Annotated in this window: 24 protein-coding genes; 21 read left to right on the forward strand and 3 right to left on the reverse strand. The window is 51.8% G+C overall.

Annotation, left to right across the window (positions count from 1 at the left end; genetic code table 11):
* Positions 1 to 112: 112 nt before the first annotated feature.
* From fadI to sixA, 3 genes are all read left to right on the forward strand, one after another.
* The gene (gene fadI / locus LVQ79_RS17735; protein WP_232865944.1) at positions 113 to 1423 is read left to right on the forward strand and encodes an acetyl-CoA C-acyltransferase FadI; all 1311 of its coding nucleotides are present in this window, start codon (positions 113 to 115) and stop codon (positions 1421 to 1423) included.
* Complete coding sequence (gene fadJ / locus LVQ79_RS17740; RefSeq protein ID WP_232865945.1) at positions 1423 to 3582, forward strand: fatty acid oxidation complex subunit alpha FadJ; 2160 nt, start codon at positions 1423 to 1425, stop codon at positions 3580 to 3582. Before fadI ends, fadJ begins: the two co-directional genes overlap by 1 nt.
* 187 nt (positions 3583 to 3769) lie before the next feature.
* Positions 3770 to 4258, forward strand: coding sequence for a phosphohistidine phosphatase SixA (gene sixA / locus LVQ79_RS17745; protein WP_064512773.1), 489 nt, complete (start codon positions 3770 to 3772; stop codon positions 4256 to 4258).
* A gap of 77 nt (positions 4259 to 4335) precedes the next feature.
* Here the strand turns inward: sixA and smrB are convergent, their stop codons facing one another.
* On the reverse strand, positions 4336 to 4887 hold the full coding sequence (smrB, locus tag LVQ79_RS17750) for an endonuclease SmrB (RefSeq protein WP_232865946.1): 552 nt from the start codon (positions 4885 to 4887) through the stop codon (positions 4336 to 4338).
* A gap of 171 nt (positions 4888 to 5058) precedes the next feature.
* On the opposite strand from smrB, the gene prmB reads away from it, so the two are divergent.
* The 6 genes from prmB (at position 5059) to LVQ79_RS17780 (ending at position 9727) form a co-directional block, all read left to right on the forward strand.
* Complete coding sequence (gene prmB, locus LVQ79_RS17755) at positions 5059 to 5991, forward strand: 50S ribosomal protein L3 N(5)-glutamine methyltransferase (RefSeq protein ID WP_151995285.1); 933 nt, start codon at positions 5059 to 5061, stop codon at positions 5989 to 5991.
* 78 nt (positions 5992 to 6069) lie between these two features.
* Entirely contained in the window at positions 6070 to 7155 is a 1086-nt protein-coding gene (gene aroC, locus LVQ79_RS17760; RefSeq protein WP_232865947.1) for a chorismate synthase, read from the forward strand.
* Positions 7156 to 7159: 4 nt separating this feature from the next.
* Positions 7160 to 7984, forward strand: a complete 825-nt coding sequence (gene mepA / locus LVQ79_RS17765) for a penicillin-insensitive murein endopeptidase (protein WP_232865948.1) — start codon at positions 7160 to 7162, stop codon at positions 7982 to 7984.
* An 11-nt stretch (positions 7985 to 7995) separates the two neighbouring features.
* Positions 7996 to 8793: a sulfite exporter TauE/SafE family protein gene (locus LVQ79_RS17770; RefSeq protein ID WP_172893554.1), complete on the forward strand. Its 798-nt coding sequence runs from the start codon at positions 7996 to 7998 to the stop codon at positions 8791 to 8793.
* A 22-nt stretch (positions 8794 to 8815) separates the two neighbouring features.
* The gene (locus tag LVQ79_RS17775) at positions 8816 to 9361 is read left to right on the forward strand and encodes an elongation factor P hydroxylase (RefSeq protein WP_232865971.1); all 546 of its coding nucleotides are present in this window, start codon (positions 8816 to 8818) and stop codon (positions 9359 to 9361) included.
* 90 nt (positions 9362 to 9451) lie between these two features.
* Positions 9452 to 9727, forward strand: coding sequence for a YfcL family protein (locus LVQ79_RS17780; protein ID WP_064512761.1), 276 nt, complete (start codon positions 9452 to 9454; stop codon positions 9725 to 9727).
* 41 nt (positions 9728 to 9768) lie between these two features.
* On the opposite strand, the gene mnmC is transcribed toward LVQ79_RS17780, so the two are convergent.
* The gene (mnmC, locus tag LVQ79_RS17785) at positions 9769 to 11769 is read right to left on the reverse strand and encodes a bifunctional tRNA (5-methylaminomethyl-2-thiouridine)(34)-methyltransferase MnmC2/FAD-dependent 5-carboxymethylaminomethyl-2-thiouridine(34) oxidoreductase MnmC1 (protein ID WP_232865949.1); all 2001 of its coding nucleotides are present in this window, start codon (positions 11767 to 11769) and stop codon (positions 9769 to 9771) included.
* A 156-nt stretch (positions 11770 to 11925) separates the two neighbouring features.
* Between mnmC and fabB the strand changes: the two genes are divergently transcribed.
* Together fabB and LVQ79_RS17795 are read left to right on the forward strand one after the other, a co-directional pair.
* A complete protein-coding gene (gene fabB, locus LVQ79_RS17790) occupies positions 11926 to 13143 on the forward strand; it encodes a beta-ketoacyl-ACP synthase I (RefSeq protein WP_151995290.1) in 1218 nt (405 codons plus the stop codon).
* A gap of 80 nt (positions 13144 to 13223) precedes the next feature.
* Entirely contained in the window at positions 13224 to 14402 is a 1179-nt protein-coding gene (locus LVQ79_RS17795) for an MFS transporter (RefSeq protein WP_232865950.1), read from the forward strand.
* Positions 14403 to 14433: 31 nt separating this feature from the next.
* Here the strand turns inward: LVQ79_RS17795 and flk are convergent, their stop codons facing one another.
* Positions 14434 to 15438, reverse strand: a complete 1005-nt coding sequence (gene flk, locus LVQ79_RS17800; protein WP_232865951.1) for a flagella biosynthesis regulator Flk — start codon at positions 15436 to 15438, stop codon at positions 14434 to 14436.
* A gap of 103 nt (positions 15439 to 15541) precedes the next feature.
* Between flk and pdxB the strand changes: the two genes are divergently transcribed.
* From pdxB to LVQ79_RS17850, 10 genes are all read left to right on the forward strand, one after another.
* Positions 15542 to 16678 carry a 4-phosphoerythronate dehydrogenase PdxB gene (gene pdxB / locus LVQ79_RS17805; protein ID WP_232865972.1) on the forward strand — a complete coding sequence of 379 codons (1137 nt, stop codon included), beginning with the start codon at positions 15542 to 15544 and terminating at the stop codon, positions 16676 to 16678.
* Between the two features lie 68 nt (positions 16679 to 16746).
* The gene (locus tag LVQ79_RS17810) at positions 16747 to 17760 is read left to right on the forward strand and encodes an aspartate-semialdehyde dehydrogenase (RefSeq protein WP_232865952.1); all 1014 of its coding nucleotides are present in this window, start codon (positions 16747 to 16749) and stop codon (positions 17758 to 17760) included.
* Positions 17760 to 18575: a tRNA pseudouridine(38-40) synthase TruA gene (gene truA, locus LVQ79_RS17815; protein WP_232865953.1), complete on the forward strand. Its 816-nt coding sequence runs from the start codon at positions 17760 to 17762 to the stop codon at positions 18573 to 18575. Before LVQ79_RS17810 ends, truA begins: the two co-directional genes overlap by 1 nt.
* Before the next feature lie 25 nt (positions 18576 to 18600).
* On the forward strand, positions 18601 to 19260 hold the full coding sequence (locus tag LVQ79_RS17820; RefSeq protein ID WP_034458864.1) for a DedA family protein: 660 nt from the start codon (positions 18601 to 18603) through the stop codon (positions 19258 to 19260).
* Positions 19261 to 19398: 138 nt separating this feature from the next.
* Complete coding sequence (gene accD / locus LVQ79_RS17825) at positions 19399 to 20319, forward strand: acetyl-CoA carboxylase, carboxyltransferase subunit beta (RefSeq protein WP_064512747.1); 921 nt, start codon at positions 19399 to 19401, stop codon at positions 20317 to 20319.
* A gap of 65 nt (positions 20320 to 20384) precedes the next feature.
* Positions 20385 to 21653, forward strand: coding sequence for a bifunctional tetrahydrofolate synthase/dihydrofolate synthase (folC, locus tag LVQ79_RS17830; RefSeq protein ID WP_232865954.1), 1269 nt, complete (start codon positions 20385 to 20387; stop codon positions 21651 to 21653).
* Positions 21643 to 22371: a cell division protein DedD gene (dedD, locus tag LVQ79_RS17835; RefSeq protein WP_151995297.1), complete on the forward strand. Its 729-nt coding sequence runs from the start codon at positions 21643 to 21645 to the stop codon at positions 22369 to 22371. The genes folC and dedD overlap by 11 nt, the downstream gene beginning before the upstream one ends.
* 165 nt (positions 22372 to 22536) lie before the next feature.
* Positions 22537 to 23025, forward strand: coding sequence for a colicin V production protein (gene cvpA, locus LVQ79_RS17840; protein WP_034458856.1), 489 nt, complete (start codon positions 22537 to 22539; stop codon positions 23023 to 23025).
* A 91-nt stretch (positions 23026 to 23116) separates the two neighbouring features.
* Entirely contained in the window at positions 23117 to 24634 is a 1518-nt protein-coding gene (gene purF / locus LVQ79_RS17845) for an amidophosphoribosyltransferase (protein WP_064512741.1), read from the forward strand.
* Positions 24635 to 24744: 110 nt separating this feature from the next.
* The gene (locus tag LVQ79_RS17850; protein WP_034458851.1) at positions 24745 to 25314 is read left to right on the forward strand and encodes a UbiX family flavin prenyltransferase; all 570 of its coding nucleotides are present in this window, start codon (positions 24745 to 24747) and stop codon (positions 25312 to 25314) included.
* Positions 25315 to 25454 lie beyond the last annotated feature (140 nt).

A 25454-nucleotide genomic window follows, 5' to 3' on the forward strand; every position in this document is an offset into this window, starting at 1 on the left:
ACTATGATCAGGTCAGACCACTATTGGTCATTTACAATTTTATTCCCAGAAATAGGAAGTTACAGCAATGCAGCTGTAGATTCATACACAAAGGGAAGAATAGGGGAGCGTTATGAGTCAGGCACTTCCGCTGGTCACCCGTCAGGGCGACCGTATTGCTATTGTCAGTGGGTTACGCACCCCGTTTGCCCGTCAGGCTACGGCATTTCACGGCATACCTGCTGTCGACCTCGGCAATATGGTGGTCAGCGAACTGTTGGCACGTAGCGAAATTCCCCCAGAAATTATCGAACAACTGGTTTTCGGCCAGGTCGTCCAGATGCCGGAAGCGCCAAACATCGCCCGCGAAATTGTCCTCGGCACCGGAATGAGTGTGCATACCGATGCCTATAGCGTGAGCCGTGCCTGTGCGACCAGCTTCCAGGCCGTAGCGAATGTGGCTGAAAGCCTAATGGCTGGCACGATCCGAGCAGGTATTGCTGGTGGTGCCGACTCCTCATCTGTACTGCCGATTGGCGTTAGTAAGAAGTTAGGCCGCACATTAGTGGATGTGAACAAGGCGCGTACTTTGGGCCAGCGTCTGAAATTATTCGCGCGTTTGCGCCCACGTGATTTATTACCGGTACCTCCTGCTGTTGCTGAATATTCAACGGGCTTGCGTATGGGCGACACCGCCGAACAAATGGCGAAAACTCACGGGATTACGCGTGAGCAACAAGATGCTCTCGCGCATCGCTCTCATACCAAAGCGGCCAACGCCTGGAGAGAAGGGAAACTGGCTGATGAGGTGATGACCGCCTTTATACCGCCATATCGCCAGCCTTTCAGCGAAGATAACAACGTTCGCCAAAACTCCTCAATTGCTGATTACGCAAAGCTACGTCCAGCCTTCGATCGCAAACATGGCACGGTCACCGCCGCCAATAGCACGCCATTAACCGATGGCGCGGCAGCGATTATTTTAATGACGGAATCTCGTGCCAAAGAGTTGGGTTTGAAGCCTTTGGGCTATTTACGCAGCTATGCGTTCACCGCCGTTGATGTCTGGAAAGATATGCTGCTGGGCCCGGCTTGGGCTACCCCACTGGCGCTTGAGCGAGCGGGCATCACTTTGAATGACCTGACGCTTTTCGATATGCATGAAGCCTTTGCCGCACAAACGCTAGCTAACCTGAAAATGCTTGCCAGTGAGCGTTTTGCACGTGATGTATTGGGCCGTGCCCATGCCACGGGGGAAGTCGACGATGCGAAATTTAACGTACTGGGTGGTTCGATTGCTTATGGGCATCCATTTGCCGCAACCGGTGCTCGAATGATCACGCAAACGCTACATGAATTGCGCCGTCGTGGTGGAGGTTTTGGCCTGGTGACCGCCTGCGCCGCAGGTGGCCTGGGTGCTGCAATGGTTCTGGAGGCCGAATAATGGAACAGACTTCTGCTTTCCACTTACATATCCGTCTCGACAATATCGCGATAGTGACTATCGATGTGCCGAACGAAAAGATGAACACTCTGAAAGCCTCGTTCGGGCCCGAAGTACATAACATTATCAAACAGGTTCGCGATAACACGGCATTGCAGGGGCTGATATTTATCTCTGCCAAGCCGGATAACTTTATTGCCGGTGCTGACATAAACATGATTGCAAGCTGCCAGAGTGCGCAAGAAGCACAGGCACTGGCACATCAGGGGCAGCAAATTATGGCTGAAATTGCTGCCTTGCCGATTCCTGTAGTTGCGGCGATTCATGGTGCGTGTCTCGGCGGTGGGCTGGAGTTGGCACTGGCCTGCCATTCACGTATTTGTACTGATGACGAGAAAACAAAACTGGGGCTGCCGGAAGTGCAGCTCGGCCTGCTGCCTGGCTCGGGTGGCACACAGCGTTTACCGCGTTTGATTGGCGTCAGCAATGCACTTGATATGATTCTGACCGGTAAACAATTACGTCCACGCCAGGCGCTGAAATTGGGGCTGGTGGATGAAGTTGTGCCACAGTCAATTCTGCTGACGGCAGCAGTTGAGCTGGTGGGCAAAGGCCGTCAGGCATCGCGCACATTGCCGGTTCGAGAGCGTATTTTAGCCGGTCCGCTTGGGCGTTCTTTATTGTTCAGCATGGTGAGTAAGAAAACTGAGCAAAAAACTCGCGGTAATTATCCTGCCACGCAGCGCATTATCGATGTGATAAAAGTTGGTCTTGGGCAGGGGAGTTTTAGCGGATACGAGTCGGAAGCGAAAGCCTTTGGCGAGTTGGCTATGACACCGCAATCGGTGGCTTTGCGCGGGTTATTCTTTACCAGTACCGAGCTTAAAAAAGAACATGGGGCTGATGCTCAACCACGAGTTATAAATGCAGTAGGTGTGTTAGGTGGCGGATTAATGGGCGGAGGGATTGCTTTTGTCACCGCGACTAAAGGCAAATTGCCCGTACGCATCAAAGATATTAATCACGATGGCATTAACCATGCGTTGAAATACAGCTGGGACTTGCTGGATAAAAAAGTACGCCGTCGACATCTGAAAGCGGCTGAGCGCCAGCGTGAAATGGCGCGTATCTGCGGTGGTACCGATTATCACGGTTTCCACAATCGCGACATCGTCGTGGAAGCGGTTTTTGAAGATCTCGCTCTCAAGCAAAAAATGGTCGCGGAGATAGAGCAAAATGCTGCACCACATACCATTTTTGCCTCAAACACGTCTTCACTGCCGATTGCTGATATTGCGGCAAATGCCGCACGTCCAGAACAAGTGATAGGCCTGCATTACTTCAGCCCGGTGGATAAAATGCCGCTGGTGGAAGTGATTCCACATGCGGGAACCAGTGCGGAAACCATTTCCACGACCGTTCAACTTGCCAAAAAACAGGGCAAAACACCGATTGTTGTTGGCGACAGCGCCGGGTTTTACGTCAACCGTATTCTGGCACCTTACGTTAACGAAGCGATGCGTTGCCTCGTGGAAGGGGAGCCTGTCGATAAGATTGATAATGCGCTGGTAGCGTTTGGTTTCCCGGTCGGCCCAATCCAACTTTTGGATGAGGTGGGAATTGATGTGGGGACTAAAATTAGTCCTATACTTCAGCAAGCTTACGGAGATCGTTTTGCAGCGCCGTCAGAAATTGCAGCAATATTGAATGACGATCGCAAAGGTAGAAAAAACGGGCGTGGTTTCTATCTTTATTCAGGGAAAGGGAGTAGAAGCAAAAAGCAGGTCGACCCTGCAATCTATACTCTGCTCGGTGTTTCACCCAAAGGGCAACTGGCAGAAAATGAAATCGCACAACGCTGCGTGATGATGATGCTTAATGAAGCGGCTCGATGCCTCGATGAAGGTGTTGTTCGCAGTGCCCGCGATGGTGACATCGGTGGCGTGTTTGGTATTGGTTTTCCGCCGTTCCTTGGTGGCCCGTTCCGTTATATGGATAACCTGGGGGCGGGTGAAGTCGTCGCACAACTGCAACGTCTGGCCAGTCAGTACGGGGAGCGTTTTACTCCCTGTGAAAGACTTTTACAAATGGTCGAAGAGCAACGAATTTTCTGGGGGAAAGTGAACCCCGGTGAAGGAAATGTAGTCAAAGAATCATGATTATATGGTTCGGTGAATGGATGCTGGTCGCTCACTTAATAAACAGTGATTGACTATACTTGCACCATTGAGGTAAAAAACAGCGTTTCATTCGATGTACGGATAAGGCACAATGCCCGGCTGCTGAATTTCTCCACGTAGGTTTCAGGGGAATTCAAGCATTCCTGGTTAACAAAAGCGGTGCAATATGCAAGTTTTTATCATGCGTCACGGCGACGCAGCTCTCGATGCCGCCAGTGACTCGGTACGTCCGCTCACCCAGTGTGGTTGTGATGAATCCCGAGTAATGGCGACCTGGTTGAAAGGTCAGGTTGTGGATATCGAACGTGTTCTGGTGAGCCCTTATCTGCGAGCCGAACAAACCCTGGATGTTGTGCGGGAAGCACTGACTCTTCCAGGTAAAGAAGACATTCTGCCGGAATTGACACCGTGCGGCGATGTAGGTCTGGTGAGCTGCTATTTGCAAGCCCTGGCCAATGAAGGGGTTGAGTCGGCGCTGGTGATTTCTCACCTACCGCTAGTCGGTTATTTGGTGTCTGAGCTGTGCCCAGAGGAAACACCACCGATGTTCAGTACCTCTGCCATTGCTAATGTCACTCTTGATCCTGAAACAGGGAAAGGGGTGTTCAACTGGCAGATGAGTCCGTGTAATTTGAAGGTAGCTAAAGCTATCTGATAGCCGTAAGCATGAAAAAAGAGCCGCTATAATAGCGGCTCTTTGTATTTCTGGGGCCGCGGGGTGCGGGCTCAGGATTACGGCAACTCCGGCGGTAGCCACTCTTCGATTTCAATCAACACCAACAATGCAGCATCACCACCGTACTCTTTTGGTGCCTGATGAAATGCCATTATGTGTGGGTGTTGAGCCAGCCACAGTGGCGTTTGCTGCTTCAACACATGCTTACCATGGCCATGCATCACACAGGCACAAAAAACATGCTCACGCCGACAGGCCGCAATCAACGCGCCTAATTCCTGCTTTGCCTGCATCTGTGTCAGGCCATGCAAATCGAGGAATAACTCCGGCGAATAATCTCCGCGACGTATTTTTTTCAGCTCAAAATGGCTGACGTCTTCGCGCACGTAACGTGTGGGGCCTTCTGTTGCCAGACGCGGCTGGAATTCATCAGAAAAATAGTGGCTGGCATCAACCTGCTCCTGCAACAGTCGCTTTACCGGAACTTCCTGCACTTTTTTGCGTATTGGGCGATGAACAATCGTGTCCTGAGTCAATTTTTTTGTGCCGCTCATCAGATCACGGAAAAGGTTCTGATCGTCAGCGCTGAGCGGAGTTTTCTTCTTCATTGGTATCTCGTCTCGCTTCTGCTATTGCGTCAGTTTACCTGGTTTGCCGTTCATCGCTAAATAAAACGTCATTTTCCCCACGCTGAGCGCGATTGAAATGCTGATTTGTCGCGGCCTTCATGGCAAACTAATCGATTATTGAATTAGCGCGAACGGCCTGCGGAGGGCAACGTGGATAAAATTTTCGTCGATGAGGCAGTTAATGAGCTGCACACCATTCAGGATATGCTGCGCTGGGCAGTCAGTCGTTTTAGCGCCGCCAATGTCTGGTATGGCCACGGCACGGATAATCCGTGGGACGAAGCCGTTCAGTTAGTGCTGCCAAGTCTCTATCTGCCGCTGGATATTCCTGAAGATATGCGCACCGCACGTCTGACACCAAGCGAGCGTCATCGCATCGTTGAGCGTGTAATTCGTCGTGTTAATGAGCGTATTCCGGTGGCCTATCTGACAAACAAAGCCTGGTTCTGCGGCCATGAGTTTTATGTTGATGAGCGTGTGCTGGTGCCGCGTTCCCCGATTGGTGAGCTGATCACCAACCGTTTCGCGGGTCTTTTCGACCAGGAACCACACCATATTCTTGATATGTGTACTGGCAGCGGCTGTATCGCTATCGCCTGTGCTTACGAATTCCAGAATGCGGAAGTGGATGCGGTCGATATTTCTCTTGATGCGCTGGCAGTTGCTGAGCAAAACATCGCTGAGCATGGCCTGGAAAGCCAGGTAACGCCAATGCGTTCCGACCTGTTCCGTGACCTGCCAAAAGTGCAGTACGACATTATCGTCACTAATCCACCATATGTGGATGCGGAAGATATGTCTGACCTGCCGGGTGAGTTCAAATTCGAGCCGGAATTAGGTCTGGCTGCGGGGACAGATGGCCTGAAACTGGCGCGTCGTATTCTGGCATGTGCACCGGACTACCTCGCCGATGGCGGTATCCTGATTTGTGAAGTCGGGAACAGCATGGTGCATCTGATGGACCAGTATCCTGATGTGCCGTTCACCTGGCTTGAGTTCGATAACGGCGGTGACGGCGTATTTATGCTGACTAAATCGCAGCTTATCGATGCGCGTGAACATTTCAGTATTTACAAAGACTAATCGTGTAGACGGGCCTTATGGCCCGTCTTCTTTTGCTGACAACACAACAAAAATGACAACGGTAAGGAGCCGTGAAAAATGGCAGGAAACTCTATCGGACAAGTATTTCGCGTAACGACTTTTGGTGAATCCCATGGTGTCGCGCTGGGTTGTATCGTTGATGGTGTGCCGCCAGGCATCCCGCTTACCGAAGCCGATTTACAACACGATCTCGACCGTCGCCGCCCGGGGACCTCACGCTACACCACGCAACGCCGCGAACCCGATCAGGTGAAGATCCTTTCCGGCGTATTTGAAGGTGTCACTACCGGCACCAGTATCGGCCTGTTGATTGAAAATACCGATCAGCGCTCGCAAGATTACAGCGCTATCAAAGACGTGTTCCGTCCGGGCCACGCAGATTACACCTACGAACAAAAATACGGCCTGCGCGATTATCGTGGCGGTGGTCGTTCTTCAGCACGTGAAACCGCGATGCGTGTGGCGGCTGGGGCGATTGCTAAAAAATATCTGGCGCATAAATACGGCATTATTATTCGTGGTTGCCTGACGCAAATGGGCGACGTGCCGTTAGAAATCAAAGACTGGGATCAGGTTGAACAGAACCCGTTCTTCTGCCCGGATCCGGACAAAATCGAAACGCTCGACGAACTGATGCGCGCGTTGAAAAAAGAGGGTGACTCCATCGGCGCGAAAGTCACTGTCGTTGCCGACAACGTGCCGCCAGGCCTTGGCGAACCTGTATTTGACCGCTTAGATGCTGATATCGCCCATGCGCTGATGAGCATTAACGCCGTGAAAGGCGTGGAAATTGGCGAAGGTTTTGGCGTGGTAAGTCTGCGTGGAAGCCAGAACCGTGACGAAATCACCAAAGAAGGTTTCCAGAGCAACCACGCTGGCGGCATTCTGGGTGGCATCAGCAGCGGCCAGCAGATTGTGGCCAATATGGCGCTGAAACCGACTTCCAGCATTATGGTCCCAGGGCGCACTATTAACCGCGAAGGCGAAGAAGTTGAGATGGTCACGCGTGGTCGCCACGATCCTTGCGTGGGTATTCGTGCGGTTCCGATTGCCGAAGCCATGGTAGCGATTGTATTGATGGATCATATGCTGCGTCAGCGTGCTCAAAACGGTGACGTGACTTTCCCTTTGCCGCGCTGGTAATGCGATGAAAAAAACACTCGTGGGGCTGCTGGCATTGCTTGCCAGTACCGCTACTTTTGCTGCGACGCCGTGGCAGAAAATTAGTCATCCGATTGCGGGAAGCCCGCAATCTATTGGTGCATTCTCTAACGGCTGCATTGTGGGTGCCCACGAGTTGCCGCTTAACGATCCTCGCTATCAGGTGATGAGACAGGACCAACGTCGCTATTTCGGTCATCCCGATTTAGTGATGTTTATTCAACGTCTCAGTAACCAGTCGACGCAACTTGGCCTTGGCACGTTATTGATTGGTGATATGGGAATGGCTGCTGGTGGGCGTTTTAGCTCTGGCCACGCCAGCCACCAAAGCGGCCTGGATGTTGATATTTTTTTGCAACTCCCGAAAGCACGTTGGACGTCCGCTCAGCTTCTCAAACCGCAGGCGCTGGATTTAGTCGCCAGTGATAATCAGCATGTGGTGCCGCGTTTGTGGCAGCCAGAAATCAGCAGCCTGATTAAGCTTGCGGCGAAAGATAATGACGTCACGCGGATCTTTGTCAATCCGGCTATCAAGCAGCAACTTTGTCTGGATGCGGGTGCCGATCGCGACTGGCTGCGTAAAGTGCGCCCGTGGTTTGCTCACCGCGCGCATATGCACGTGCGTCTGCGTTGCCCGGCAGATAGCCTCGAGTGTGAAGATCAGCCATTACCGCCGCCAGGTGACGGTTGTGGCGCTGAGCTGCAAAGCTGGTTTGCGCCGCCGCCTCCGGGCAGCATACCGCCGAAAAAGAAAACTCCGCCCCCTTTACCCGCCTCTTGTCAGGCCTTGCTGGATGAGCACGTTCTCTAACGGATAAGTTCATGGAATGGTTTATGGTTTCCCCCCTGATGCTGGTGATGTTGTTTTTTGTCGCCATGCTTGCAGGGTTTATTGATTCACTGGCAGGCGGCGGCGGTTTGATTACCGTCCCTGTGTTGTTGGCAACGGGAATGTCACCTGCACATGCTTTGGCGACCAACAAACTCCAGGCCTGTGGGGGGTCGGTTTCTTCCTCGCTCTATTTTATTCGCCGCAAAGTGGTCGATCTTAAAGAGCAGAAACTGAATATTCTGATGACGTTTATCGGCTCAACAACCGGGGCATTGCTGGTTCAATACGTAAAATCAGACGTGTTGCGTCAAATCTTGCCGCTGCTGGTGATCTGTATTGGTCTGTACTTTTTACTGATGCCAAAACTTGGTGAAGAAGACCGACAGCGCCGTTTATACGGCCTGCCATTTGCGCTGGTTGCAGGTGGTTGCGTCGGTTTCTATGATGGTTTCTTTGGCCCAGGTGCTGGCTCTTTTTACGCACTAGCGTTCGTCACGCTGTGCGGTTTTAACCTCGCAAAATCTACGGCTCACGCCAAAGTATTAAACGCTACATCAAACCTCGGCGGCCTGCTTTTGTTTATCATTGGCGGGAAAGTGATTTGGGGAACCGGTTTTGTAATGATGGCCGGGCAGTTCTTAGGGGCGCGAATGGGATCACGCCTCGTGTTGAGTAAAGGGCAAAAACTGATCCGTCCGATGATAGTTATCGTGTCAGCGGTGATGAGCGCCAAACTCTTATTTGATAGCCACGGACCGGAGATTCTCCATTGGTTGGGGATAGTTTGAGATGACAACAGCAAATATGACAATAACGACAGAACACCATTATCAGGAACTTATCGACATTTTCGATAACTGCTTTAAAGACGAATTTAATACACGTCTGATTAAAGGCGACGACGAACCGATCTATCTTCCTGCTGATGAGGAAATTCCTTATCACCGCGTGGTGTTTGCCCATGGCTATTACGCCAGCGGAATGCATGAAATTTCTCACTGGCTTATTGCGGGCAAAGCGCGCCGTGAACTGGTGGATTTCGGTTATTGGTATTGCCCGGATGGGCGTGATGCCGAAACACAAAGTAAATTCGAAGACGTGGAAGTGAAGCCGCAAGCGCAAGAATGGTTGCTGTGTGTGGCAGCAAACTTCCCGTTCAATGTGAGCTGCGACAACCTGAGCGGGGATGTTGACCCGGACAGAATCGCGTTCCAGCGTCGTGTGCATGCGCAGGTGATGATCTACCTGCAAGAAGGCATCCCGGCTCGTACGGCAAAACTGATTGAAGCGCTGCGGGACTATTACAAAACCCCGCCGCTGGCAGCGGAGCATTTTCCGTGGCCGGAAGACCTTTAGACATACCCTAAATAATTCGAGTTGCAGTCAACGCGCCTGCGGCTTGAAGTATGACGGGGATAAAAACCTGCAAAATGATGAGGAAGTACGATGATCGCTGAATTTGAAACACGCATTCTGGCGCTAATTGATGAAATGGTTGAGACGGCCAGTGATGATGAACTGTTTGCCAGCGGTTATCTGCGTGGCCATCTGACTCTGGCGGTAGCTGATCTGGAGCATGGTGAAGACCACAGCCCTGAAGCGCTTAATACTGCGGTATCAGGTAGCCTGGAAAAAGCGATTCAGGCAGGCGAACTGTCGCCACGCGACCAGTCTTTAGTGCTGAGTATGTGGGACAATTTGTACCAGAAGGCTAAGTTCTAAGTCATTTGCCCTCTCCTTTGGGAGAGGGCTTAATCTCAAATCTATTTAACTTCTCTTCCTTTCAGTAACTTCCGCACCCAAAATCGATTTGGATTGAGCGCCGCAAGCGTTTCAGTATCCATCGGAACCGGTTCATCGCTCATTTGAGCCGCCAGAATTTCTGCCGCCAGTGGCGCACTGCATAATCCCCTTGAACCCAGAGCCGCCAACATAAAAAGATTCTCATAAACCGGAGCGGTTTCGGCGTTGTCATGGTTTTCAACAAGTGTTGCGTAGGTTTCAAGCGTGTCATCGTAGCGAGGGACACTTCCTACAAGCGGCATATGGTCGCGCGTCGCACAGCGCACGCCACAGCGTGCTTCAGTGGCGCTAACATCCACTTCGCACGGCCAGTCCACATCCGGCAAACAGTTCAGTAAACGCTGGCGATTATGCTGCTGATCTTCTTCGTTGTACTGCATCTCTTCTACGCCACGGTGGTAGCTGGCACCGATACAATGCTGCTGATTGTTCGGATTTTGCGGCGTTAAATAGCCGTCGTAGCACAACACCTGGCGCAATTCTGAAAGTGCCGGGGTCGTTGGGATGTGGCTGACCTGGCCGCCTACCGCTGAGAACGGCAGTTTTTCAGTTTGCGCGAATTTACTGACCCTGAAGCCGTTTGCCAGCACTACAGCCGCATGTTGTTTTGCATCCTGTTCGGCTAACGATAATTGCCATCCATCACATGTTTGAGTCAGTTCCTCAACCTGATGTTGATAATGGGTTTTTAGCCCCAGGGTTTCTGCCAGCGCCAGCGCACCGGCTGTCAGTTGTGCCGGGCATAACCAACCACCAAGAGGGTAGGTTGCTCCACCATGGCCGGTTTCTAAGCCGCAAAGTTTTGTCGCCGTTTCTGCATCGACGGCATGAACGAGGGCATCGGGAAATTTGAGGCTCAGCATCTGGTCGATTTTATGCTGACTTTTTTCGTCCCAGCCCAGTTGTGTGACCCCGCACCAGGCATGATCAAACTCGACGGGCAGTGAGTCGTACACGTGACGAGCAAAAGTAAATGCAGCACTAAAAAAGTTTGTCAGCGTGGCGCTGTGAGTGTTTAGCAGCGGGTAAAGCGCGCCCTGGCGGTTGCCGGAGGCACCGAGTGCCGGAGCGTCATCTTCGCAATACAGCGTCACCTGCCAGCCACGGCGCAATAAAGCGAGTGACAGTAGGGCGCTGGCAATGCCGCCGCCAATTATGGCAACCTCTTTTGCTTGTGACGAAGGGCGTGCGTACCACGGCGTGCGTGCCGGCGATTCAATTGCACGTTCCATTACGCCAACCAGCATTTCGCGTTTGCGGCCAAAGCCCCTGGTTTTGGTCATCGAGAAACCAGCATCAATTAAGCCACGGCGTACAAACCCGGCGCAGGTAAATGTCGCCAGTGTGCTTCCCGTGCGTGCCAATTTCGCCATCGCATTGAACAACTGTGGTGTCCACATATCCGGATTTTTTGATGGCGCGAAACCGTCAAGGAACCAGGCATCTACCTGATTATTTAAAGTGTCATCTAATTGCGGTATCAGTTCGTTGATATCACCGAACCAAAGGTCGAGAGTAATGCGGCCTTCCGCCAACAAAATACGGTGGCAGCCTGCAATTGGCAGCGGCCATTGTTGCTGTAATTGCTGCGCGAACTCGGCAAGTTCAGGCCAATGGGCATGAGCGGCATGTAAATCTTTTACGGTCAGAGGGAATTTTTCAAAACTAATAAAGTGCAGACGTTTGAGGGTGGCTTGAGGCTGATTTTTGCAAAAATCTTCAAAAGCTTGCCATAAAGTCAAAAAGTTAAGACCGGTGCCGAAACCACTTTCACCGACTACAAACAGCGAACGTTCATGGGTAGCAAAACGCTCATTTAGACGGTTTCCTCCCAGAAATACATAACGAGTTTCCTCCAGTCCATTATCATTAGAGAAGTACACGTCGTCGAACTCTCGGGATACAGGTGTACCCTCTTCATTAAAGTCCAGGTTGGCAGATTGTATTGGGGAGTGTTTCACGTAAGTTACTCGTCTGGCAGGCAGTGTAACGATCATAACGATGTGTGCGAAGCGGCGCAAATTTCAGACTGATTTGGCTGATCGGACTTGTTCGGCGTACAAGTGTACGCTATTGTGCCTGTCGAAATCCTAATAGTGCAGTAGAAGAGGTATTGAATGAAACGTGCAGTGATTACTGGTCTGGGCATTGTTTCCAGCATCGGTAACAACCAGCAGGAAGTCCTGGCATCTCTGCGTGAAGGTCGCCCGGGGATCACTTTCTCTCAAGAATTCAAAGATTCTGGAATGCGCAGCCACGTGTGGGGTAACGTTAAACTGGACACCACCGGCCTGATTGACCGTAAAGTCGTCCGTTTCATGAACGATGCCTCTGTCTATGCTTACCTTTCAATGCAGCAAGCTATTGAAGATGCTGGTTTGAAAGAAGAAGTTTATCAAAGCAACCCTCGTGTGGGCCTGATTGCAGGTTCCGGTGGTTCTTCTAAATCTCAGGTGTTCGGTGCAGACGCAATGCGTAGCCCGCGCGGCCTGAAAGCGGTTGGTCCTTATGTTGTGACCAAAGCGATGGGTTCTGCGGTTTCCGCATGTCTCGCTACTCCGTTCAAAATTCACGGTGTGAACTACTCAATCAGCTCCGCATGTGCGACTTCTGCGCACTGTATTGGTAATGCTGTTGAGCAAATTCAACTGGGCAAACAGGACATCGTATTTGCTGGCGGCGGCGAAGAGCTGTGCTGGGAAATGGCCTGTGAGTTCGATGCAATGGGCGCACTGTCTACCAAATATAACGAAACGCCAGACAAAGCGTCCCGTACCTATGATGCGAGCCGTGACGGTTTCGTTATCGCAGGCGGCGGCGGTATGGTTGTGGTTGAAGAACTGGAGCACGCTCTGGCTCGTGGCGCACACATCTACGCTGAAATCGTTGGCTACGGCGCAACATCTGATGGCGCGGATATGGTTGCTCCATCTGGTGAAGGTGCTGTGCGTTGCATGAAGATGGCAATGCACGGTGTTGATACCCCGATTGACTACCTGAACACCCACGGGACTTCTACGCCGGTTGGCGATGTGAAAGAACTGGGCGCAATTAAAGAAGTCTTCGGTAACAACTCGCCAGCAATGTCTGCGACCAAAGCGATGACCGGTCACTCTCTGGGTGCTGCAGGCGTTCAGGAAGCTATCTACTCTCTGCTGATGCTGGAGCACGGTTTCATCGCGCCAAGCATCAACATTGAACAGCTCGATGAGCAGGCTGCTGGCCTGAACATCGTGACTGAAACTACCGAGCGTCAACTGAACACTGTAATGTCTAACAGCTTCGGTTTCGGTGGTACGAATGCCACGCTGGTTATGCGTAAAGTTAACGCTTAATCCCAGGTGATGTTAATAAGCGGGGTGCCTTGTGCACCCCGTTTTTTTTTGCATAATGGCTGCTGCCAAGGAGCCGTGAAATGTCCTCAATAAAAAATTCTCAGCTAAACAACAAATCCGAAAATAAGTCCTTATTCAGCATTACCTTCGCGGTGTTTCTCACCTATATGACGGTTGGCTTGCCGTTGCCTGTTATCCCGCTTTTTGTTCACCATGAGCTTGGGTTTGGCAACACCATGGTAGGGATTGCCGTAGGCATTCAGTTCCTGGCAACGGTTTTAACCCGCGGTTATGCCGGGCGTCTGGCCGACCAGCAAGGAGCGAAGCGTTCGACGTTACAGGGGATGTGCGCATGTGCATTTGCTGGCGTCGCTTATCTGCTGGCGGCGCTATTGCCCGTAGATGCGATGGCGAAATTCGGCTTGTTGATAGTGGGGCGCTTAATTCTCGGTTTTGGTGAAAGCCAGTTGCTGACCGGAAACCTTACCTGGGGTTTGGGTCTGGTTGGCCCGGCTCGTTCCGGTAAAGTGATGTCCTGGACCGGTATGGCGATTTATGGCGCATTGGCGGCGGGTGCACCTATTGGCCTGCTGTTAAACAGCCATTGGGGATTTGTGGCGCTGGGTGTTTCGACTATCGCCTTGCCACTGGTAGCACTGGCGTTTAATGGTCGAATTCGTGCCGTGCCTGCGCATAAAGGCGATCGTCCTTCACTGTTCGCCGTGATAGGCCTCATCTGGAAACCAGGTCTTGGGCTGGCGTTACAGGGCGTCGGTTTTGCCGTAATTGGTACCTTTGTCTCACTTTATTTTGCGTCGAACGGCTGGGCCTGGGCAGGCTTTACGCTGACCGCCTTTGGTGGTGCTTTTGTGCTGATGCGTGTGCTGTTTGGCTGGATGCCAGACAGATTTGGTGGTGTGAGAGTGGCACTGGTCTCGTTGGCGATTGAAACCGCCGGGTTGGTTTTACTCTGGCAGGCACCGGGAGCAGGCGTTGCGCTAATCGGTGCTGCGTTGACGGGTTGTGGCTGCTCGTTAATCTTCCCGGCCCTGGGTGTTGAAGTGGTGAAACGTGTACCGGCTCAGGTACGCGGTACGGCGCTTGGTGGCTATGCGGCGTTTCAGGATATCTCGTACGGTGTCGCAGGGCCATTGACCGGATTGTTGGCAACCTCGATGGGGTATCCGTCAGTATTTTTGGCTGGAGCAATTTCTGCGGTAGTCGGGATTGTGGTTACACTCATCGCCTTTCGCAAGTAACTATAGCCACCCAAGGCTGGGTGGCTAACGTTTAAATCACTATCCAGAACAAAACCATCACCACAATCAGTGCGATAAGTGCCAGGCCTGGGCGGGCACTTATTACCTTCATCGGTTCAATAAATGGCGCCCAAATTGGGCTGGCGATCGGCTGAATGTTATGCACTTCTAGCGCTGATGACTGGCGTTCGGCGCGTTTTAAAAACACCTGATTCAAAATATCCTGCACCTGCGCGGCGGTCAGTAACGTTTGCGGTGTAGCCTGAAAACGTTGCTGCGTATAGTCCGTTATCTCTTTCCATTCAGCGGGTTCGAGCGGCTGCTTCAACGCCGCCTGAATGGTGTGCAATGTCGGCGTGTTTTGCTGGCTTAATGTCTGGCGTGCTTGTAACCAGGTAGTCAGCAGCGCGAAATGTTTGGCCGGGATCAGCTCGCCCGTTTTCACACCGCTTAACTCAAGCATTGACTGCCAGATTAACTTACTGGACTCGCCCGTTGCGGCAGCGAGTTTAGCGACCTGTTTATTTAATGAATTGTGTTCAGCGGGCAATAGCGGGCGATCTGTCGCCGGGCGTTGCTGTGGCTGCGGGATAGCCAACTGGTTATTTTGCAATAACGTCAGTACGCTTTTTAATTGTTCTGGCGTGAGCTGGCTAAGGGCTGTCTGCCCAAACTGTTGGCGAATGTAATCACTCACCGCCTGGCGATTATTGCCCTGCGATAGCAATTCGCTAAGCTGTTGTACAACCTGACGTGTGGCATGGGTTGTTTGAGCATTACTGAGACGCTGATTCAGATTTTGTTCAGCCGCGGGGAAGTGACGCGATAACAATGGCGTTTCACCTTTTAGCCCGAGGTCATGTTTTAATCCCGCCCACACTTCGGCACTTTGTTGCTGGTTAAGCGCAACAATACGTGTAATCAAACGTTCCAGAACGGTACGTTGCTGTGTAGAAAGCGGAAACTCACCTGCCGCTGAAGTTGGGGAGGGTGGTTCCCCCGGAGGACGTGCTGTCGCCCCCTGAATGGGTTGCATAGGCTTAAATCCTTTGTCATTCCCTAGCTCAAGTATGCCAGGACGCCAGATTATGGCACACTATCGGGCTTATTCTCGACGATTAACCGAACAGGTAGCTAACGTGAAAATCCTCGTTGACGAAAACATGCCCTATGCACGTGAATTGTTTAGTCGCTTAGGCGACGTAACCGCCGTCCCAGGCCGCCCAATTCCCGTATCCGAACTGGCTGATGCCGATGCGTTAATGGTGCGTTCAGTCACCAAAGTGAATGCTGATTTACTCGATAACAAAGGGATAAAGTTTGTCGGTACGGCAACGGCTGGCACTGACCATGTTGACGAAAACTACCTTGAGCACGCGGGTATCGCATTTTCGGCCGCTCCCGGTTGTAACGCCATTGCCGTAGTTGAATATGTCTTCTCCTCACTGCTAATGCTTGCCGAACGCGACGGTTTCCAGCTTACCGACCGAACCGTGGGTATTGTTGGTGTCGGTAATGTCGGCTCGCGTTTGCAGGCGCGTCTTGAAGCTTTTGGCGTTCGTACGCTGCTTTGCGATCCACCTCGTGCCGACCGCGGTGATAAAGGCGATTTTGTTTCACTAGAACAACTGGTGCATGAAGCCGATGTGCTGACGTTCCACACGCCGCTGTTTAAAGACGGTGCGTATAAATCGCTGCATCTGGCCGATGAAAAACTGATCTCAAGCCTCAAAGCCGGTTCGATTCTGATTAACGCCTGCCGTGGCCCGGTCGTCGATAACGCCGCCTTGCTGAAATGCCTCGAGAACGGGCAGGATCTCAGCGTGGTGCTGGACGTCTGGGAGCCGGAGCCGGAACTCAATGTATCTTTGCTCGAGAAAGTTGATATTGGTACCGCCCACATCGCGGGCTACACGCTCGAAGGTAAAGCGCGTGGCACCACGCAAGTGTTTGAAGCATTTAGCGAGTTTATTGGTCAGAAACAACAAGTGGCTTTAGACACTCTGCTTCCTGCCCCAGAATTTGGTCGTATTACCCTTCATGGCCCGCTTGATCAGGCAACACTCAAAAGACTGGTTCATCTGGTGTATGATGTGCGCCGCGATGATGCTCCGCTGCGTAAAGTGGCGGGAATTCCTGGTGAGTTTGATAAGTTGCGCAAAAATTATCAGGAACGCCGTGAATGGTCATCGCTATATATCCAGTGTGATGATGAAGCGGCAGCGACAATGCTGCAAAAGCTAGGCTTTAGCGCCACCTATCACACTGCGCGTTAAAAAATCCTTCTCATTTCCCCGGCGTTACACCGGGGAAATACTGCTATTTAAGTCTGGAGTAAACCAACATGTCTGAAGGCTGGAATATTGCCGTTTTAGGTGCCACGGGTGCCGTAGGCGCAGCTGTGATTGAACTGCTTGCCGAACGCCAGTTCCCGGTTGGTGAATTGTATGCCCTGGCGCGCAATGAAAGCGCCGGTGAAAATATCCGTTACGAAGGCAAGACCGTGATGGTTCAGGATGCTGAATCATTTGACTGGACTCAGGTTCAGCTCGCGTTCTTTGTGGCGGGCGCAGAAGCGTCAGCGCGTTATGTTGAAGAAGCCACGAATGCCGGTTGCCTGGTTATCGACTCCAGCGGCCTGTTCGCCATGGAACACGATGTCCCGCTGGTAGTACCTGACGTGAATCCTTTTGTGCTGGGTGAATACCGCAATCGCAATCTGGTGGCCGTGGCTGATAGCCTGACCAGCCAACTCCTGACAGCCCTGAAACCGCTTATCGAACAAGGTGGTTTATCACGCATTCAGGTCACTAATTTACTGGCAGCTTCTGGGCGTGGCAAAAGTGCGGTAGACGCACTGGCCGGACAGAGTGCGCGTTTGCTTAATGGTTTACCAATTGAAGAAGCGGATCTGTTTGGTCGCCAGCTGGCATTCAACATGCTGCCCCTGGTACCGGATGCTGAAGGTAGCGTTCCGGTAGAACGCCGCTTAGTGAACGAAGTGCGTAAAGTGTTGCAGGATGAAGGCGTGATCATTTCGGCCAGCTTCGTCCAGGCCCCGGTGTTTTACGGCCACGCGCAAATGGTGAACTTTGAAGCCATGCGCCCGCTTGCCTCTGAAGAAGCGCGTGACGCGTATATCCAGTTTGAAGATATCGAACTTTCTGAAGAGGGCGATTTCCCTACTCAGGTTTCCGATGCTTCCGGCAGCTCGCACCTTTCCATTGGCTGTATCCACAACGATTACGGTATGCCTGAGCAGATTCAATTCTGGTCTGTTGCCGATAACGTTCGTTTCGGTGGTGCATTGATGGCGGTGAAAACGGCTGAGAAATTAGTGCAGGAGTATATGTACTAATGTCCGACGAGTTGCACCAAACACCACTCAACAAGATTGCACTCGGCATTGAATACGACGGCAGCAAATATTATGGCTGGCAGCGCCAGAATGAAGTGCGCAGCGTGCAAGAGAAGCTTGAAAAAGCGCTCTCTAAAGTGGCTGATGAGCCAATAAATGTATTCTGCGCCGGACGTACCGACGCTGGCGTACACGCCACCGGCCAGGTGGTGCACTTTGAAACGCGTGTGCAGCGTAAAGATGCGGCATGGACGCTTGGTGCAAATGCGAATTTACCTGGTGACATTGCGGTGCGTTGGGTTAAAGCTGTGCCCGATGATTTTCACGCGCGCTTCAGCGCCACGGCGCGCCGTTATCGTTATGTCATCTATAACGAGCGGCTACGTCCTGCAGTGATGGGGCAGGGGGTGACGCATTTTTATCATCTGCTGGATGCTGAACGTATGCACCGTGCAGCGCAATGTTTGCTGGGTGAGAACGATTTTACGTCGTTCCGTGCCGTGCAATGCCAGTCGCGCACACCCTGGCGCAATCTGATGCACATCAACGTCACACGTTATGGTTCATACGTGGTGGTGGATATCAAAGCCAATGCGTTTGTGCATCACATGGTGCGAAACATTGTCGGCAGCCTGATGGAAATCGGTTGTGGCAATCAAGAAGAGAACTGGATGGCCGAATTGCTGGCGGCGAAAGATCGTAAGCTTGCAGCGGCGACCGGAAAAGCAGAAGGCTTGTACTTAGTTTCTGTTGATTACCCTGACCACTTTGCATTACCTAAACCCCCGATGGGGCCTCTTTTTTTGGCAGACTGACGCCAGTCGAGAAAGGTAGATAACGATGGAATTTATCCGCTTTATTATTGATTTTATTTTGCACATTGATGTGCACTTAGCGGAGTTGGTTGCACAGTATGGTGTCTGGGTTTATGCCATTCTGTTTTTGATTCTGTTTTGCGAGACAGGTCTGGTGGTGACGCCGTTCCTGCCCGGTGATTCGCTGCTGTTTGTTGCCGGAGCGCTGGCCGCCTTGCCGACCAACGATCTGAACGTTCATACCATGGTGATTTTAATGATCATCGCAGCTATTGTTGGGGATGCGGTGAACTACACTATTGGGCGGCTGTTTGGTGAAAAGCTGTTCAGTAATCCGAATTCAAAAATCTTCCGCCGTAGTTATCTTGATAAAACACACGCTTTTTACGAGCGTCATGGTGGAAAAACGATTATCCTCGCGCGCTTCGTACCGATTGTGCGAACTTTTGCACCGTTTGTCGCCGGGATGGGGCATATGTCCTATCGCCATTTTGCGATGTATAACGTTGCCGGTGCGTTGCTGTGGGTGTTGTTATTCACCTACGCAGGCTACCTGTTCGGCGATTTGCCAATTGTGCAGGAAAACCTGAAATTACTGATTGTGGCGATTATCGTGTTGTCGGTCCTGCCTGGTGTGGTTGAAATTATTCGCCACAAACGCGCGGCCAAACGCCTGCAAAAGTAACCCCATCGCGCGGTTCGACCACTTTTTTATCCAAAGTCGCGGGCCGTTATGTTTTAATGAGCACCATTTATGGTCTGGGGCAGCTAGTTCTGCCACAGAAAAACTGGCATCGACCAGGTTCAAGCAGAAAGGTCATCAATGAGCTGGATTGAACGAATTCTCAATAAGAGCAATATCACCCCTACCCGTAAGGCGAGTATCCCTGAAGGGGTGTGGACGAAGTGCGACAGCTGTGGCCAGGTTTTGTACCGTGCCGAACTGGAACGCAATCTCGAAGTCTGCCCAAAATGCGATCACCACATGCGTATGTCTGCGCGCGATCGCTTGCACAGCCTGTTAGATGAAGGCTCGATGTTTGAATTGGGTAGTGAACTTGAGCCAAAAGATATCCTCAAGTTTAAAGACTCTAAAAAATATAAAGACCGTCTGGCATCAGCCCAGAAAGAAACCGGCGAGAAAGACGCGCTGGTGGTCATGAAAGGTACGCTCTATAACATGCCAGTTGTGGCGGTGGCGTTTGAGTTTGCTTTCATGGGCGGTTCTATGGGTTCTGTTGTCGGCGCGCGTTTTGTTCGTGCCGTAGAACAAGCTCTGGAAGATAACTGCCCGATGATCTGCTTCTCTGCTTCCGGTGGCGCACGTATGCAAGAAGCGCTGATGTCGCTGATGCAGATGGCGAAAACCAGTGCAGCGTTGGCCAAAATGCAGGAACGCGGTCTGCCGTATATTTCGGTTCTGACTGACCCGACTATGGGTGGCGTTTCCGCAAGCTTCGCGATGCTGGGCGATCTGAACATTGCTGAACCAAAAGCACTGATCGGCTTTGCTGGCCCTCGTGTTATCGAGCAGACAGTTCGCGAAAAACTGCCGCCGGGCTTCCAGCGCAGTGAGTTCCTGATCGAAAAAGGGGCGATCGACATGATCGTTCGCCGTCCAGAAATGCGCCTCAAGCTGGCAAGCGTTCTGGCAAAGCTGACCAATCAGCCCGCGCCAAATCCGGAAGCGCCGCGCGAACCGATTGTGGTTCCGGCAGCACCGGAAGAAGGTCACGAGGCCTGATAGTTAATAAGGGCAGGCCAAATAGGTTCTGCCCTTTTTCTTGAACCGTAGACAGAGCGGGCATCATGGAAAAAATTCAAACTCCTCAAGCCACGTCGCCTCTGGCCACGTGGCTTTGTTATCTGGAAAACCTCCATTCTAAAACCATCGAGCTTGGCCTTGATCGCGTAAAAAAAGTTGCCGCCACGCTTGATGTGCTGAAACCTGCGCCGACGGTATTTACCGTGGCGGGAACCAATGGCAAAGGCACCACTTGTCGCACCCTGGAAAAGGTGTTGATGGCGGCGGGATATCGTGTTGGTGTCTACAGCTCACCGCATCTGGTGCGTTACACCGAGCGCGTGCGCTTGCAAAGTGAAGAGCTGGACGAGACGTACCACACGGCGGCCTTTGCACAAATTGAAGCCATGCGTGGCGAAACATCACTGACCTATTTTGAGTACAGCACGTTGTCAGCGTTATTGTTGTTTAAGCAACTGGCAGTGGACGTGGTGATTCTTGAAGTCGGCCTGGGTGGTCGCCTGGATGCGACCAATATTGTCGACGCCGATGTGGCGGTCGTCACCAGTATCGCGCTGGACCACACCGACTGGCTGGGGCCAGACCGCGAAAGCATTGGGCGTGAAAAAGCCGGGGTCTTCCGTGGTGGTAAACCTGCTGTGGTGGGCGAGCCAGATATGCCACACACTATTGCTGATGTGGCGGCGGAAAAGGGCGCTCATCTGCTGCGCCGTGATGTTGACTGGTCTTATGAGGTTGGTGAGAACAGCTGGATCTTTAAAGATGCTCAGGGTGAACTCAACGGCTTACCGTTGCCACTGGTCCCGCAGCCGAATGCCGCAACCGCGCTGGCCGCATTGCGTGCAAGCCAGTTAAATGTCAGTAATGAAGCTATTATTCAAGGGATTAAAGAGGCGACGTTACCGGGCCGTTTCCAGATTATTTCGCAGACACCGTTGGTTATTCTCGATGTGGGGCATAACCCCCACGCGGCGGCCTATCTTGCCGGGCGCCTGGCACAGCTACCAAAGCGTGGGCGCGTGCTGGCGGTAATTGGTATGCTGCACGACAAAGACATCGCCGGTACGCTGGCAAATTTGTCGCCTCAAGTTGATAGCTGGTATTGTGCTCCGTTGGAAGGGCCGCGAGGTGCGAGTGCTGAACAGTTGATTGAGCATCTGGGCCAGGGTGAAGTCTACGGCACAGTGGCGCAAGCCTGGAATGCTGCGATGAGTGCAGCAACAGGGGATGATACCGTGCTGGTGTGTGGTTCATTTCATACAGTAGCCCACGTAATGGAAGCGCTGGACGCGGAGAAAACAGGTGGCGAGTAAGTTTCAAAATCGATTAGTAGGGACCATCATTTTGGTCGCACTGGGGGTCATTATCCTGCCAGGGCTACTCGATGGTCAGAAAAAACATTATCAGGATGAATTTGCAGCCATTCCTCTGGTTCCAAAACCTGGGGATACCGCTGAGCCGGATATGTTGCCTGTTGCAACTCAGGCACTCCCTTCTCAGCCACCTGAAGGCGCCGCCGAAGAGGTGAGAGCGGGTACGGCAGCAGCACCAGGATTAGATATCGCCTCACTGCCGAGTGATGGTGGTGCGGGTATTGATGAAGTTCCGGTCGCCCGTGCTCAACCAAAACCGCAACCTGTCGTTGAGAAACCGAAACCTAAGCAGGTCGAAAAACCGCAGAGTAGGGCTGAGATTGATCAAACGGCAGAACGTCTGGCGATGATGAACGAAGAACCACCTGCGCCTGCAAAACCTGTGAAGCAAGAAGCGACCGAACAAGCGCCAACCGGCAAAGCTTACGTCGTGCAACTAGGTGCATTAAAGAATGCCGACAAAGTGAATGAAATTGTTGGTAAACTACGCGGCGCTGGGTTCCGTGCTTACACGTCACCGTCGACACCAGTGCAGGGGAAAGTTACCCGTATTTTGGTGGGGCCGGACGCTTCGAAAGACAAACTTAAGTCGTCTTTGGGCGAGCTGAATTCGCTTTCCGGGCTGAACGGTGTGGTGATGACTTACACGGCCAGGTAAACCCGCAGAGGCGGGATTTAGGGCAGATTTTTAATGGCGTTGAGCATTTTTTCAACGCCATTATTTATTTACGCGAGGGAAGGAAATCCCTACGCAAACGTTTTCTTTTTCTGTTAGAATGCGCCCCGAACTGGACGTCAGGGCGATTTGTCGTGGGATTTGTTCATGGTTTGGATAGATTACGCCATTATTGCGGTCATCGGCTTTTCGGCTCTGATTAGTGTTATTCGTGGGTTTGTGCGTGAAGCGTTATCGCTGGTGACCTGGGGCTGTGCTTTCTTTGTCGCCAGTCATTACTACACTTACCTGTCAGTCTGGTTCACAGGCTTTGAAGACGAACTGGTACGTAATGGAATAGCTATCGCGATTCTATTTATCGCGACACTCATTGTCGGTGCGATAGTCAATTATGTGATTAGCGCGCTGGTTGAGAAAACCGGCCTGTCGGGTACAGACAGGGTGTTGGGGATCTGTTTCGGTGCTTTACGTGGAGCATTGATCGTCGCCGCCATTCTGTTCTTTCTTGATACGTTTACTGGTTTTTCGAAGAGTGACGACTGGCAAAAGTCGCAGCTTATCCCGCAATTCAGTTTCATCATCAGATGGTTCTTTGACTATCTGCAAAGCTCGTCAAGTTTCTTGCCTCGGCCTTAGGGCGGGGGTTATGGCTTAGAGTCTGATTTTTCTGGCTATTTTATTTTCAAATAACGCCAGAAAAACAGACTCACGATGAGGAAAAGACAACATGTGCGGTATTGTCGGTATCGCCGGTTTCATGCCGGTAAACCAGTCTATCTATGATGCGTTAACGGTGCTTCAGCATCGTGGACAAGATGCCGCAGGCATCGTCACCATTGATGCTTTAAACTGTTTTCGTCTACGCAAAGCTAATGGACTGGTGAGTGATGTATTTGGTGCCATTCACATGCAACGCTTACAAGGAAACATGGGCATTGGTCATGTGCGATACCCTACAGCGGGTAGTTCCAGCGCTTCTGAAGCCCAGCCTTTCTATGTGAACTCTCCGTACGGCATTACCCTTGCACACAACGGTAACCTGACTAACGCCCACGAACTGCGCCAGAAGCTGTTCGAAGAAAAGCGTCGTCACATTAACACCACTTCCGATTCTGAAATCCTGCTGAATATTTTCGCCAGTGAGCTGGATAACTTCCGCAACTATCCGCTGGAAGCAGACAATATTTTTGCCGCTATCGCTGCAACTAACCGTCAGATTCGTGGCGCTTACGCATGTGTGGCAATGATTATCGGCCACGGTATGGTTGCGTTCCGCGATCCAAACGGCATCCGCCCACTCGTAATGGGCAAGCGTGATTTGAACGATGGTCGCACTGAATATATGGTGGCTTCCGAGAGCGTTGCGCTTGATACCCTGGGCTTCGAATTCCTGCGTGATATCGCACCAGGTGAAGCGGTGTATATCACCGAAAAAGGTCAACTGTTTACCCGTCAGTGTGCCGACAACCCAACAAGCAACCCTTGCTTGTTCGAATATGTCTACTTTGCACGCCCGGACTCTTTCATCGACAAAATTTCCGTTTACAGCGCACGCGTTGAGATGGGCAAAAAACTCGGTGAGAAAATTGCCCGCGAGTGGGAAGATCTGGATATCGATGTGGTTATCCCGATTCCAGAAACATCCTGCGATATCGCGTTGGAAATCGCCCGTATTCTCGACAAGCCATATCGCCAGGGCTTCGTGAAGAACCGCTACGTTGGCCGTACCTTTATCATGCCGGGCCAGCAGCTGCGTCGTAAATCTGTACGCCGTAAACTCAACGCCAACCGCGCTGAGTTCCGCGATAAGAACGTTTTGCTGGTGGATGACTCTATCGTTCGTGGCACCACTTCTGAGCAGATTATCGAGATGGCGCGTGAAGCCGGTGCGAAGAAAGTTTACCTCGCGTCAGCGGCACCAGAGATTCGCTTCCCGAACGTATACGGCATTGATATGCCAAGCGCTAACGAACTGATTGCTCACGGCCGTGAAGTTGACGAGATCCGTCAGCTGATTGGTGCCGATGGTCTGATTTTCCAGGATCTGAACGATCTGATTGAGGCTGTACGCGTTGAGAATCCGGATATCACGCAGTTTGAATGCTCGGTGTTCAACGGTATTTACGTGACCAAAGATGTGGATCACGAATATCTTGAGTATCTTGAGTCACTGCGTAATGACGATTCACAAGCGATTGCCCGTCAGAACGAAGTGGAAAACTTAGAGATGCATAACGAGGGGTAGAGCCATCCTCACCTTAACCCTCTCCCAGAAGGAGAGGGTTACCATTTCTTGCATCCCTGCCCATCTTGCGGCAAAGTCAGCCCAGATAAACTCCTCGGGCGAACTAAAATATGAAACGGTTAATTGTTGGGATTTCAGGTGCCAGTGGTGCAATCTACGGTGTGCGACTACTTCAGGTTCTGCAACAATTACCCGATATCGAAACTCATCTCATTCTGAGTAACGCAGCTCGCCAGACCCTTGCCTTAGAAACCGATATTTCCCTGCGCGAAGTTCAGGCTCTGGCTGATGTGGTTCACGACGCCCGTGATATCGCCGCCAGCCTCTCTTCAGGCTCTTTTAAGACGCACGGCATGGTGATATTGCCTTGTTCAATTAAAACCCTTTCTGGCATTGTCCACAGCTATACCGATGGCCTGCTGACGCGTGCGGCAGATGTGGTGTTAAAAGAGCGTCGTCCGCTAGTGCTTTGCGTGCGCGAAACGCCGCTGCATCTTGGCCATTTGCGTTTAATGACCCAGGCCGCCGAACTAGGTGCGGTGATTATGCCGCCAATGCCGGCGTTTTATCATCGTCCGCAAAGCGTGCAGGACATTATCGACCAGACGGTCAACCGGGTACTCGATCAGTTTGATATTGAGCTACCACAGGACTTGTTCACCCGCTGGAACGGGGCATAAATATTGCGCCAGTGTGGTGCATCACAAAACGCTTCGCCTCAAATTGGGGCGATTTTGTAACCCCGATCACTTCCAGAACATTTATCCGCTATTTTCCACCGTTAATGCTTTTCCCTCATACCAGACCTGCTATCTTTCAT

Source organism: Buttiauxella cochleicola, from assembly GCF_021282405.1.
Taxonomy (GTDB): domain Bacteria; phylum Pseudomonadota; class Gammaproteobacteria; order Enterobacterales; family Enterobacteriaceae; genus Buttiauxella; species Buttiauxella massiliensis.